We start from the raw sequence: 12106 nt of genomic DNA on the forward strand, positions 1-12106 counted from the left end.
GCAATTGCGCGGCGAGATTGTCGGATTCAGCCTCCTGCGCTCAATTCCGCGCGATCCAGCTCCGCCTCGAGCCGATGGAAGGCGTCGTCGCCGATCACCTCGGTGGCGCGGAGGTCGAACAGGGATTGGCGCGCGGCCACGATGGCGCGGCGGCGCAGCGGATCGGCGGGCAGCTCGCCGCTGGCGATGCCGCCGTTCGGATCGGTCTCGGCCTGCATCAGGAGGGCGCGGTATTCGAGCCGCAGGATTTCCGCCTCTTCCGACGGATCGCTTTCGATCGCATCGAGCGCCGCGCGATAGGCCACCGCACGGCCGCTCGCAACTTCGACGCCGACGGGATCGTCGTCCTTCAAATTGAAGGCGAGGATCAGCGGCCGCAGCGTCAGGCCCTGGATGATGAGCGACCCCAGCACCACGGCAAAGGCGATGAAGACGATGAAGTCGCGATAGGGGAAGTTCTCCGGCAGCGCGAAGGCGGTGGCCAGCGTGACGAGGCCGCGCATGCCGCACCAGGAGATGATGAGGCCGCCTTTCGGCGAAGCGACCTGCTTCGGGTCCTTGGGATGATAGAGGTTGTGCGCGATCAGCACACGCAATGTCGTGCGATAGAACGTCACCCAGGACAGGCGCACCAGGACGACGGTGAGCAGGATCCAGGCCGCCGCCACGCAATATTCCCAGCGCACGTCGGTATCCAGCCGCGTCCAGATCGGCCGCATCTGCATGCCGATCAGCATGAAGGCGAGCACGTTGAGCACGAATACCGTCGTCTCCCACACGGCATAGGACGGCACCCGCAGCCGCGCCGGCATGCGCTCGCCTGCGGTGCGCGCCAGGGCGATGGCATAGACGACGATGGTGAGGATGCCGGAGAGGCCGAGATGCTCGGCGGCGATCCAGATCAGGAAGGTGGTGGCGAACTGGACGATGATCGCGCTCGGCGCCTCCGTCACCCGTTCCATGATGGGCGGAATGATGCGGGCCGCGACGAGGCCGGCGATGACGCTGCCGACCAGCGCCAGCGCCATGGTCGGCGCGACCTGGCTCCAGCTCAGATGCTCGGTGACGACCGCACCGACGGCGATGCGATAGATCAGCAGCGCGCTGGCGTCGTTGAGCAGGCTTTCGCCCTCCAGCACCTTCACCATGCGATGGGGCAGCTTGACCTGGCTGAGGATCGCGACCGCGGCCGCGGCATCCGGCGGCGCCACGATGGCGCCCAGCGCAATGGCGGCAGCCCAGGGCATGTCGGGCATCAGCCGGTGCGCGACGAAGGCAACGCCCGCTGTGGTCAGGCCGACTGCGGCGACCACCAGGGTCGAGACCGGAACCCAGTTGTTGCGGAGATCCCGCAGCGAGGTGTCGAACGCGGCATCGAGCAGGACCGGTGCGACAAAAAGCGCCAAGGCGAGGTCAGGCTCCAGCGTCCAGGTCGGGCTGTGCGGGACGAAAGCGATCAGCGCGCCGCCGATGGCGAGAAAGGTCGGGTAGGGGACCTTGATCCGCCGCGCCAGCGCCGATAATGCAACGGCGCCGAGCAGCAGCGCGATGATCCATTCGAATGTCGACACAATCGTCCCCGAAACCGCTTTGGTTGGCGCCACAAGCTAGCACCAATCCGGCCGTATGATGGATAGTGCGTCCTCAAAGCAAGACATTCCCACCGCAACAAGCATGCGTTTTCAAAAACTCATCCAATGGTCGGTGGCCGCGATGCTCTCGGCCCTTTCGGCCGGCGCGGCCCTCGGTGCGACCGGCGGCGAGCCCGCGGCCGTCGCGCAGGTCGATATCGCGCCGTGCCTGGCGGCCACGGCCGCCGACGACATGGACAAGGCGAATGCCGCCTGCGCGGCCGTGATCGACAACGAGAAGACGGCGAAGGCGGACCTGGTCAAGGCGCTGGTCGCGCGCGGTGCGCTGCTGGCGCGGCACGACCAGATCGATCGTGCCATTGCCGACGACAGCCGCGCCCTCCAGCTCGACCCCACGCTCGCCGACGTCTTCAACGCGCGCGGCGAGCTCTGGTTGAAGAAGGGCGACAAGCCGAAGGCCGTGCAGGATTTCGGCGCCGCGCTCAAGATCGATCCCAACCACGAGAAGGCCAAGGCCAATCACAAGGCGATGGCGCGCGAGCTGGAGCGGATCGGCGCGCAGATGGCGGTCGCCGGCAAGCCCAGCTTCAATTGCGTCCGCGCCTCCCGCGCCGTGGAGAAGGCGATCTGCAGGGATCGCGAGCTCGCAGATCTCGACCGCGAGATCTTCGGGTCGAACGCGCGCGCGGTCCGGGAGGCGCGCAATCCCGCGGAGGCCAAGGCGCTGCAGCGCGAGCAGGACGAGTTCATCGCCCGCCGCAATGCGGGATATGGCCGGCCGGGCTACGACCTGAAGAAGGCGATGCAGGAGCGCCTGCAGCGGATCAACGGCGTGGACGGGTATTGAGTTTCTCCGCCTCGTAGGAGGTCGTCATCCCCGGGCTTGTCCCGCGCATCCAGTTTTCCGGGGCTGCGGCCAAGGCGTGGATGGCCGGGACATGCCCGGCCATGACGGCGTGGACCCGCCCCGAAATTGAACCCATGCCTTCCCCGCGGCGACAACGATGAAACCTGTTGTCACGGAGCCTTCCCGATGTGCGGCACGCATCCTTCCGCGCAAGCGTTCCCGTTTGCCAAATCCTCGCTGCGCACCTTTCTCTTCAGCGCGGCCATGAGCCTCGTTCTCGCAGGCCCGGCCTCAGCTGCCGTCGACTGCGTCGCGGGCAGCAAGGCCGCCCCGGCCGAGCTGATTGCGTCCTGCACGGCCGTCATCGACCAGACCGCAAATCCGGCCTCGGATCGCGCCGCCGCGCTGCTGGTGCGCGCCGACGCCAATGCGCGGACCTCGGGCGGCCTGACCCAGGCGCTGCGCGATATCGACCGCGCCATCGCGCTCGACGGCAAGAATGCAAAAGCCTGGCGCCTGCGCGGCGATCTCCTGCGCGAGGCCGGCGGAGACCTCAACCGCGCCGCTTCCGATCTCAGCAAGGCGATCGAGCTCGATCCGCAGGATGCGGAGGCCTTTGAGCTGCGCGGCGTGGTCTACACCACTCAGCGCCGGCTCGACCGCGCGCTCGCCGATTACGACCAGGCGATCAAGCTGAAACCGGACAATGCGCAGGCCTGGTCCGACCGCGGCGTGACCTATTATCTCGGCGGCGACAACGACAAGGCGATCCGCGATCTCAGCGAGGCGCTGCGGCTCGATCCGAACCGGCCGCGCAGCTACACCAATCGCGGCGCGGCCTACAAGAAGCTTGGTCAGCTCGACAAGGCGGTCGCGGACGACGGCGAGGCGATCAGGCTTGATCCGAAGGTCCCCGAATATTACGACAATCGCGGCCTGACGCTGGCCGCGATGGCCCAGTACGACAAGGCGATCGCCGATTACGACCAGGCGTTGCGACTGGCGCCGAAGCCGAACTTCTTCACCAATCGCGGCGATTCCTATCAGATGAAGGGCGAGCTCGGAGCGGCGCTGAGCGACTACGAATCCGCGCTGAAGGTCGATCCGAATTTCGCGCAGACCTATAACAACCGCGCCGTGCTCTACAAGAAGATGGGCGAGCGCAGGAAGGCGCTGGCCGACTACGAGGCCGCGCTGAGGCTCGATCCCGGCAACGATAACGCCGCCAACGGCCGCCGCATCATGATCGCGGAGATCGCGAAATTCGGCGACGCCCCGCAGCGGCCGCTCGCGGCGAATTCGGGCAATGGTCCGTCGTTCGAATGCGCGACCGCCAGGCGCGAGGTCGAGAAGGTGATCTGCGCCGATCCGCAACTCGGCGTGCTCGACCGCCAGATCGCCGAGACTTACGAGCGCGTGCTGAAATCCGCGAACAAGAGCTCGGCGAGCTACCTGCGCAAGACCCAGCGCGACTTCCTCTCCACCCGCAACGCCAGCTTCGGCCGCCCGGGCTACGATCTCCGGAAGATCATGCAGGAACGGTTGCAGAAGCTGAACGCGATGGAGAGCTAGGCGGGCTCTTCGCCTCTCGCCGCCTGTCGTGGGAAATCGTAAATTTGCATCGGTACGAGATCGTCATGCCTGGGCTTGTCCCGGGCATCCACGTTCTTCGCGCCCGCACCAAGACGTGGATGGCCGGGACAAGCCCGGCCATGACGCCGTGAAAGCTTCCGAGTCCCGCAAGAACGGGAAGAGGGAGAACGTCCCCTGTTCTTTTCGGCTTGAACCGCGGCCCGTTCCCGGGAAAATAGCTCTCAAACAAGGCCGGCATTTGATCCGGGTCATGGCGGGACACCTGTCCTGCCACATGGTCAGGGCCAGGCAATAAAGGGAACGGGAGCGCGGGAATGAACGTCCGAGGGAACGCCCAGGGGAAGAGTCTCTATCACGAGGTCCATGCGCGCTCGCTGGCCGATCCCCAGGGTTTCTGGGCCGAGGCAGCCACGGAGATCGACTGGATCGAGACGCCGAAGACGATCTTCGACGCCTCCCAGGGCGTCTACGGCCGCTGGTTCACCGGGGGCGTCGTCAACACCTGCTACAACGCGCTCGACCGCCACGTCGAGCGCGGCCGCGCCGATCAGGTCGCGCTGATCCACGATTCGCCGCTCACGGGTTCGATCACCAAGCTGACCTATGCCGAGCTCCTGGGCGAGGTGCAGGCGCTCGGCGCCATCATGCAGGATTTCGGCGTCGCCAAGGGCGACCGCGTCATTCTCTACATGCCGATGGTGCCGGAAGCGGTGGTCGCGATGCTCGCCTGCGCGCGGATCGGCGCGGTGCATTCGGTGGTGTTCGGTGGCTTTGCCGCAAAGGAGCTTGCCACGCGCATCGACGATGCGCAGCCGAAACTCATTCTCTCGGCGAGCTGCGGCATCGAGCCCGGCCGTATCGTGCAGTACAAGCCGCTGCTCGACGAAGCCATCAGGCTGGCCGGCAGCAAGCCGAAGGCCTGCATCGTGCTGCAGCGTCCGCAGCTCACCTGCGACCTGACGCCGGGCCGCGACTATGATTGGGCGAGCCTGCGCCGCAAGGCGATGAACGACGGCAAGAAGGCGGGTTGCGTGCCCGTCGCCGCCACCGATCCGCTCTACATCCTCTACACCTCGGGCACGACGGGCATCCCCAAGGGCGTCGTGCGCGACAATGGCGGCCATTTGGTCGCGGTGAAATGGTCGATGTTCAACCTCTATGGCGTCAAGCCGGGCGAGGTCTGGTGGTGCGGCTCCGACATCGGCTGGGTGGTCGGCCACAGCTACATCATCTACGGCCCGCTGCTGCATGGCGCGACCTCGATCATGTACGAGGGCAAGCCGGTCGGCACGCCCGATGCGGGCGCGTTCTGGCGCGTCATCAGCGAGCACAAGGCGGTCGCCTTGTTCACTGCGCCGACCGCGTTCCGCGCGATCCGGAAAGAGGATCCGGAAGGCAAATTCATCCGGCAATACGATCTGTCGAAATTCCGCACGCTGTTCCTCGCCGGCGAGCGCGCCGATCCGCCGACGGTCGAATGGGCGGAGCAGCAGCTGAAGGTGCCGGTCATCGACCATTGGTGGCAGACCGAAACCGGCTGGTGCATCGCCGGCAATCCGGTCGGACTCGGCATGCTGCCGGTGAAGCACGGCTCGCCGACGGTGCCGATGCCGGGCTACCAGGTCGACGTGGTCGATGAGGCGGCAAAGCCGGTGCCAGCGAACACCATGGGCTCGATAGTGATAAAACTGCCGATGCCGCCGGGATGCCTGCCGACGCTGTGGAATCAGGACGCGCGCTTCAAGGAGGCGTACCTCAGCGAATTCCCCGGCTATTACAAAACCTCGGACGCCGGTTACAAGGACGAGGACGGCTATGTCTTCGTGATGGGCCGCACCGACGACATCATCAACGTCGCAGGCCATCGCCTCTCCACCGGCGGCATGGAAGAGATCCTGGCCTCGCACCCCGATGTTGCCGAATGCGCCGTGCTCGGCGTCAAGGATGCGATCAAGGGCGAGGTGCCCTGCGGCTTCCTGGTGCTCAAGGCCGGCGTGAAGCGCGCGCCTGCCGAGATCGAGAAGGAGATCGTCGCGCTGGTGCGCGACCGGCTCGGCCCGGTCGCCGCCTTCAAGCTCGCCATCACCGTCGGCCGCCTGCCCAAGACGCGCTCGGGCAAGATCCTGCGCGGCACCATCAAGAAGATCGCCGATGGCGAGACCTGGACCATGCCGGCGACGATCGAGGATCCCAAGGTGCTGGACGAGATCGGCGAGGCGCTGAAGCGGCGGGTGTGACGCCGTCGCCGCTCTCTCATCGAGATTCCGGTGTCGTCGCCCGGCTTGACCGGGCGACCCAGTACGCCGCGGCCGCCATCGTGTGACCCAGTGTCTGCCGCCGAGTGCTGGATTCCCCGCCTTCGCGGGGCATGACTGCGCGTGGGGGAACAGCATGCAGGGACTTACAATCTCCGCATTCCGCGCTAAACAGGGGCGGACAACAAGGGACCCTCGATGCCACTCGCCATCGCGCCACGCCTGCTCGCAGCCGTCACTCTCGCCGTCGCGCTCTCCGCCTGCTCGGCGCGCTATCAGACGCCGGTGGCGGTGGGCGGCGACGATGACGACGCGGTCTGCCAGAGCCGCGGCTATGCGCAGGGCTCGCCGGAATACGTGGCCTGCCGCAAGGACCGCGACGTCCAGCGCAATGCCGCAACCGCGCGCGCCGATCGCCGCCAGCGCGATCTCGGCGAGTACATGCTGAACCATCCCGATCGGCCGTAAGCACGGGCGCGGAATTATCATGCCGCGCCATTCCGCCCGCAATCGCGCATCACGTGACACATCTGCAACGCGACGGCCAAATCGTGTCGCGTTTGTCCTGATTTGATCGGCGTCAAATCCTTCACCATTGCCTTTCTGCTCTGACGCTCACGTCGCGCAACGACGCGCGGCTATGGCTGAAGGGGAATGCAATGGACGGAACGATAAGAAACTGGGCGCGGCTCGCGACACTCGGCGCGATGCTCGCGGGGACCTTTGCCTCGGCGCGGGCTGCCGATTTGCCCGTTTACAAGAAGGCGCCGCCGCCTGTGGAGGCATTGAATCCCTGGATGGTGCGCCTGCGCGTGCTCGGCGTGTTGCCGGATGCGGGCGGCTCCACCGTCAATGTCGCGGGCGTGCCGTCGCTGTCGTCGCCGAACTCCGGCCTCTCGATCAGCGATCAGGTCGTGCCCGAGCTCGACATCAGCTATTTCTTCACGAAGAACATCGCGGCGGAATTGATCCTCGGCGTGACCCGGCACTCGATCAGCGGCACCGGCTCACTCGCGAGCCTGCCGATCGGCAAGACCACGCTGCTGCCGCCGACGCTGACGCTGCAATATCACTTCGACAATTTCGGCGCGTTCAAGCCGTATATCGGCGCAGGCGTGAACTACACTGTGTTCTTCAACAATTCCGCGGCGAATGCGCCGGCCGCCATCGCCGGCCCGCCCGCGATCGTCGCCACCACCACGAACCTGCACGTCAGCAACGCGTGGGGCGGCGCGGTGCAGTTCGGCTTCGACTACATGCTCGACCGGCACTGGGGTCTCAACGTCGACGTCAAGAAGCTCTGGCTGCGGCCGGATTATTCAGCGACCGTCAGCGGCCTGCCGGTGACCGGCACCGCGCATATCGATCCGTGGCTGGTCGGCGCCGGTGTGACGTACAAGTTCTGAGGGACGGCGGAGTTAGGGACGCACACTGCTTCCCCAACGTCGTCCTGGCGAAAGCCAGGACCCATACCGCGTGATCCATCGGTTACGTACAGTCGAAGTACCGGACGACGAGCCTTCGCCAAACGCCTCCCTGGGGTAATGGGTCCTGGCTTTCGCCAGGACGACGGCGGAGAGAGTTCGCGCAAAAACAAAAAACGCGGCGGGTTTTCCCGCCGCGTTTGCATGCGATGACCAGGGAGAGGGGAGACTACTCTTCCTCGTCCTCCTGCTTCTTGCCGCCGAGCGTCTTCAGCTTGGCGAACACGGCGTCGACGTTGAGGTCGTCGCTGGATTTCTCCGCCGGCTCGAACTCGTCCTTCTTGGTGGTCTCGGAGGCCGGCAGCAGGGTGGCGCCGCCATAGGCTGCGTCGATCGGCTTTTCCTTGGCCGCGCGCGCCACTTCGAAATCGAGCTCGATCTGCGAGCAGAGGCCGAGGGTGACCGGGTCGATCGGGGTCAGCTGGGAGGTGTTCCAGTGGGTGCGGTCGCGGACGCTGGCGATCGTGCTCTTGGTGGTGCCGACCAGGCGCATGACCTGGGCGTCCTTGAGCTCGGGATGGCTGCGCAGCAGCCAGAGGATGGCGCTGGGGCGCTCGTGGCGGCGCGAGACCGGGGTGTAGCGCGGGCCCTTGCGCTTGGGCTGCGGCGGCAGCACCACCTTGCTCTCCTGCAGGCGGAGCCGGTAATCCGGGTTATTCTCGCCCTTCTCGATCTCCTCGCGGGTCAGCTGGCCGTTGGAGAGGGGGTCCATGCCCTTGATGCCCTGGGCGGCGTCGCCGTCGGCAATGGCGCGTACCTCGAGGGGATGCATTTTGGTGAAATCGGCGACCTGGTCGAAGGTCAGCGCGGTGTTGTCGAGCAGCCAGACGGCGGTCGCCTTGGGCATCAGAGGTGCGTTGCTCATGGCAAATCTCCTTTGTGCTTCGCCCACCCCTCTGGAGGCGAAACCGGTGGTCATCAGCGATGACAGGGAATTCGCGCTATATAAGCCCGGAGGGGGTAGCCACGCAATGGTTCTGCTATAGATAGTGCCTTGACAGCGCCCGAAAGGGGGCCCAATTCCCTCTCTAGTCCCGTAAGCCCGTACCTAAGCCCTATTCATCCATCCGACCGCTTTCCCGCCCATTTGGCGAGGTGATTCGGTCCCGAGATCGCTCAATGTCAGCCAAACCAGACCTCAAGATCGTGCTTTGTTCTCCCCGCGGCTTCTGTGCCGGGGTGGTCCGGGCGATCGACACCGTGGAACGGGCGCTCGATAAGTACGGCGCCCCCGTCTATGTTCGCCATGAGATTGTGCACAACAAATACGTCGTCGACGGGTTGAAAAAGAAGGGTGCCATCTTCGTCGAGGAGCTGGCGGAAATCCCGGAAAACACGACCGCGCCGGTGGTGTTCTCGGCCCATGGCGTGCCGAAATCGGTTCCGGCCGACGCCCAGTCCCGCAATCTGTTCTCGCTGGACGCGACCTGCCCGCTGGTGACCAAGGTGCACCGCGAGGCCGCGATCCACTTCAAGCGCGGCCGCGAGATCTTCCTGATCGGCCATTCGCATCACCCCGAGGTGGTCGGCACGCTCGGCCAGCTCCCGGTCGGCGCCGTGACCCTGATCGAGACCGCCGAGGACGCCAAGACCATCAATCCGAAGGACCCGAACAACCTGGCCTTCGTGACCCAGACCACGCTGTCGATCGACGACACCGCGGAGATCGTGGCGCTGCTCAAGGAGCGCTTCCCGAACATCAACGGGCCGCACAAGGAAGACATCTGCTACGCCACCACCAACCGCCAGCTCGCGGTGAAGAAGGTGGCGCCGGTGGTCGATGCGCTGATCGTTGTCGGCGCGCCGAACTCGTCGAACTCGCAGCGCCTGCGCGAGGTCGCCGAGCGCGAGGGCTGCAGGATCGCGGTGCTGGCGCAGCGCGCCACCGACATCGACTGGACCAAGTTCGGCAACATCGCGAGCCTCGGCATCACCGCGGGCGCGTCCGCGCCGGAAGTGATCGTCGAGGAGATCATGGACGCCTTCGCCGAGCGCTACACGCTGCATGTGGAGACGGTCTCGGCCGCGGAAGAGAACGAGTTCTTCCCGCTGCCGCGTCAGGTGCGCCCCGAAGCCGCCGCCGAGTAAGCTTTTATGGCGGTCTACACCGACGTTGCCGCCGACGAGCTTGCGGATTTTTTGAATCAATACGATCTCGGCGAATTGCTCTCCTACAAGGGCATCGCCGAGGGCGTCGAGAACTCCAACTTCCTGCTGCACACGACCAAAGGCTCGTTCATCCTCACGCTCTATGAAAAGCGCGTGGCGAAGAACGACCTGCCGTACTTCCTCGGGTTGATGACGCATCTCGCCGAGCATGGCGTCAGTTGCCCGCTTCCCGTGAGGGCGAAGGACGGCGAGGCGCTGCGCGAGCTGTCGGGCCGTCCGGCTGCGATCATCACCTTTCTCGAAGGCGTCTGGCCGCGCAAACCGAATGCGACGCATTGCGCCGGCGTCGGCGAAGGGCTGGCCAGGATGCATCTGGCCGGCGCGAACTTTGCGGTCCGGCGCGCCAATGCGCTCTCGGTTGCGGGCTGGCGGCCGCTGTTCGATGCAGCCGCAAGCCGCGCCGACGAGGTGCAGCCGGGCCTGCGTGCATTCCTCGCCGCCGAGCTCGACTATCTCTCGGGCGGCGTCTGGCCGGATAATCTGCCGGAGGGCGTGATCCACGCCGACCTCTTCAACGACAACGTCTTCTTCCTCGGTGACAAGCTCTCGGGCATCATCGACTTCACCTTCGCCTGCAACGACATGCTGGCCTATGACGTCGCGATCTGCCTCAACGCCTGGTGCTTCGAGCCGGATCACTCCTTCAACGTCACCAAGGCGCGTGCCTTCCTCAACGCCTATGGCCGCGTGCGCAAGCTGAGCGAAGCCGAAGAGGCCGCACTGCCGCTGCTGGCGCGCGGCGCCGCCATCCGCTTCCTGCTGACGCGGCTGGTGGACTGGCTCAACGTGCCGCCCGGTGCGCTGGTCAAGCCGAAGGATCCGCTGGAATATGTCCGCAAGCTGCGCTTCCACCAGAGCGTCACGAGCGTGCGCGATTACGGGCTGATGCCGTCGGGGCTGGTCGCGTGAGCGAGCTTCCCAATGTCACGATCTATACCGACGGTGCCTGCTCGGGAAATCCCGGGCCCGGCGGCTGGGGCGCGATCCTGAAGTTCGGCGACAAGGAAAAAGAGCTGAACGGCGGCGAGCGTCATACCACCAACAACCAGATGGAGTTGATGGCGGCGATCTCCGCGCTCGAAGCGCTGAAGAAGCCGTGCACCGTCGATCTCTACACCGACAGCCAATATGTCCGGCAGGGCATCACCGGCTGGATCCACGGCTGGAAGCGCAACGGCTGGCGCACCGCCGACAAGAAGCCGGTCAAGAACGTCGAGCTATGGCAGCGCCTGGATGCGGCGCTGAAGGCGCACGAGGTCCGCTGGCACTGGGTCAAGGGCCACGCCGGCCACCCCGAGAACGAGCGCGCCGATCAATTGGCGCGGGACGGGATCGTGAAGGCAAGGACGCAGACCCGGATCAGCGAGTAGCGAGGGGGCTCGCTCTCTCCATCCGTCATGGCAACGCTTCGCGCAAAGTCCCGTAGGGTGGGCAATGCGAAGCGTGCCCACGGCTTCTTCTCAATCAAGGACAGATCGTGGGCACGGCGCTGACGCGCCTTTGCTCACCCTACGGCGCTGTCTCTCCTCCGTCATGGCCGGGCTTGACCCGGCGATCCACGCCTTGCCGCGCGGAGCCAAGAACGTGGATGCCCAGGACAAGCCCGGGCATGACGTCGTCCTTGGATAGAGAGGGGCTAAAGCTCAGAGCTGACCGAGCAGCGTATCGCCGCCGGAGACCTCGACCTTGCCGGGCATCGCCTCGAGGTTCAGCTTCTTGACCACGCCGTCCTCGACCAGCATCGAATAGCGCTTGGAGCGGATGCCGAGGCCGTTGGCAGAGGCGTCGAGCTCCATGCCGATCGCCTTGGCGAATTCGGCATTGCCGTCGGCGAGGAAGATCGCCTCGTCGCGCTGATCGGTGTCGCGCTTCCAGGCGTTCATGACGAAGGCGTCGTTGACCGAGACGATCGCGATGGTGTCGACGCCCTTGTCCTTCATGGCGTAGGCATTGAGGAAGATGCTCGGCAGATGCATCTTGTGGCAGGTGCCGGTGTAGGCGCCAGGCACGGCGAACAGCGCCACCTTCTTGCCCTTGAAGATATCGTCGGTGGTCTTCACCTGCGGGCCTTCCGCCGTCATCACGCGGAATTTCGCCTCGGGCAGCTTGTCGCCAGTCTGGATCGCCATCGTCAGTCTCCCTGAAAATCGGTCCCGCTTTTTAGAC

General features: G+C 65.5%; 11 protein-coding genes. 8 read left to right on the forward strand and 3 right to left on the reverse strand.

Features of this window, described 5'->3' with window-relative positions; genetic code table 11:
* Window positions 1-26 precede the first annotated feature (26 nt).
* Window positions 27-1604 (reverse strand): cation:proton antiporter, encoded by a 1578-nt coding sequence (locus A7X65_RS33900; protein WP_082885149.1) that lies wholly within the window; start codon window positions 1602-1604, stop codon window positions 27-29.
* Between the two features lie 70 nt (window positions 1605-1674).
* On the opposite strand from A7X65_RS33900, the gene A7X65_RS33905 reads away from it, so the two are divergent.
* From A7X65_RS33905 to A7X65_RS33925, 5 genes are all read left to right on the forward strand, one after another.
* Entirely contained in the window at window positions 1675-2439 is a 765-nt protein-coding gene (locus tag A7X65_RS33905; RefSeq protein ID WP_063693574.1) for a tetratricopeptide repeat protein, read from the forward strand.
* A 186-nt stretch (window positions 2440-2625) separates the two neighbouring features.
* Window positions 2626-4011, forward strand: coding sequence for a tetratricopeptide repeat protein (locus A7X65_RS33910; protein WP_063693576.1), 1386 nt, complete (start codon window positions 2626-2628; stop codon window positions 4009-4011).
* A 335-nt stretch (window positions 4012-4346) separates the two neighbouring features.
* Window positions 4347-6269 carry a propionyl-CoA synthetase gene (locus A7X65_RS33915; protein ID WP_063693580.1) on the forward strand — a complete coding sequence of 641 codons (1923 nt, stop codon included), beginning with the start codon at window positions 4347-4349 and terminating at the stop codon, window positions 6267-6269.
* A gap of 216 nt (window positions 6270-6485) precedes the next feature.
* On the forward strand, window positions 6486-6755 hold the full coding sequence (locus A7X65_RS33920; RefSeq protein ID WP_063693583.1) for a hypothetical protein: 270 nt from the start codon (window positions 6486-6488) through the stop codon (window positions 6753-6755).
* Between the two features lie 191 nt (window positions 6756-6946).
* Window positions 6947-7693, forward strand: a complete 747-nt coding sequence (locus A7X65_RS33925) for an OmpW/AlkL family protein (RefSeq protein WP_063693586.1) — start codon at window positions 6947-6949, stop codon at window positions 7691-7693.
* Between the two features lie 247 nt (window positions 7694-7940).
* On the opposite strand, the gene A7X65_RS33930 is transcribed toward A7X65_RS33925, so the two are convergent.
* Window positions 7941-8636 (reverse strand): DUF1013 domain-containing protein, encoded by a 696-nt coding sequence (locus A7X65_RS33930; RefSeq protein ID WP_063693588.1) that lies wholly within the window; start codon window positions 8634-8636, stop codon window positions 7941-7943.
* Window positions 8637-8890: 254 nt separating this feature from the next.
* Between A7X65_RS33930 and ispH the strand changes: the two genes are divergently transcribed.
* From ispH to rnhA, 3 genes are read left to right on the forward strand one after another with little or no spacing between them, the layout of a single operon-like run.
* Window positions 8891-9859 (forward strand): 4-hydroxy-3-methylbut-2-enyl diphosphate reductase, encoded by a 969-nt coding sequence (gene ispH, locus A7X65_RS33935; protein ID WP_063693590.1) that lies wholly within the window; start codon window positions 8891-8893, stop codon window positions 9857-9859.
* A 6-nt stretch (window positions 9860-9865) separates the two neighbouring features.
* Complete coding sequence (locus A7X65_RS33940; RefSeq protein ID WP_063693592.1) at window positions 9866-10849, forward strand: homoserine kinase; 984 nt, start codon at window positions 9866-9868, stop codon at window positions 10847-10849.
* Window positions 10846-11310: a ribonuclease HI gene (gene rnhA / locus A7X65_RS33945; protein ID WP_063693594.1), complete on the forward strand. Its 465-nt coding sequence runs from the start codon at window positions 10846-10848 to the stop codon at window positions 11308-11310. The genes A7X65_RS33940 and rnhA overlap by 4 nt, the downstream gene beginning before the upstream one ends.
* 273 nt (window positions 11311-11583) lie before the next feature.
* On the opposite strand, the gene A7X65_RS33950 is transcribed toward rnhA, so the two are convergent.
* A complete protein-coding gene (locus A7X65_RS33950; protein ID WP_008543132.1) occupies window positions 11584-12069 on the reverse strand; it encodes a peroxiredoxin in 486 nt (161 codons plus the stop codon).
* Between the last annotated feature and the right edge of the window lie 37 nt (window positions 12070-12106).

This window comes from Bradyrhizobium stylosanthis (assembly GCF_001641335.1).
GTDB classification, from domain to species: Bacteria; Pseudomonadota; Alphaproteobacteria; order Rhizobiales; family Xanthobacteraceae; genus Bradyrhizobium; species Bradyrhizobium stylosanthis.

Coding starts and splice junctions, on each gene's coding strand:
- A7X65_RS33905 (WP_063693574.1), top strand. CDS start 1,675: ATGCGTTTTCAAAAACTCATCCAATGGTCGGTGGCCGCGATGCTCTCG.
- A7X65_RS33950 (WP_008543132.1), bottom strand. CDS start 12,069: ATGGCGATCCAGACTGGCGACAAGCTGCCCGAGGCGAAATTCCGCGTG.
- A7X65_RS33915 (WP_063693580.1), top strand. CDS start 4,347: ATGAACGTCCGAGGGAACGCCCAGGGGAAGAGTCTCTATCACGAGGTC.
- A7X65_RS33920 (WP_063693583.1), top strand. CDS start 6,486: ATGCCACTCGCCATCGCGCCACGCCTGCTCGCAGCCGTCACTCTCGCC.
- A7X65_RS33910 (WP_063693576.1), top strand. CDS start 2,626: ATGTGCGGCACGCATCCTTCCGCGCAAGCGTTCCCGTTTGCCAAATCC.
- A7X65_RS33930 (WP_063693588.1), bottom strand. CDS start 8,636: ATGAGCAACGCACCTCTGATGCCCAAGGCGACCGCCGTCTGGCTGCTC.
- A7X65_RS33940 (WP_063693592.1), top strand. CDS start 9,866: ATGGCGGTCTACACCGACGTTGCCGCCGACGAGCTTGCGGATTTTTTG.
- A7X65_RS33925 (WP_063693586.1), top strand. CDS start 6,947: ATGGACGGAACGATAAGAAACTGGGCGCGGCTCGCGACACTCGGCGCG.
- ispH (WP_063693590.1), top strand. CDS start 8,891: ATGTCAGCCAAACCAGACCTCAAGATCGTGCTTTGTTCTCCCCGCGGC.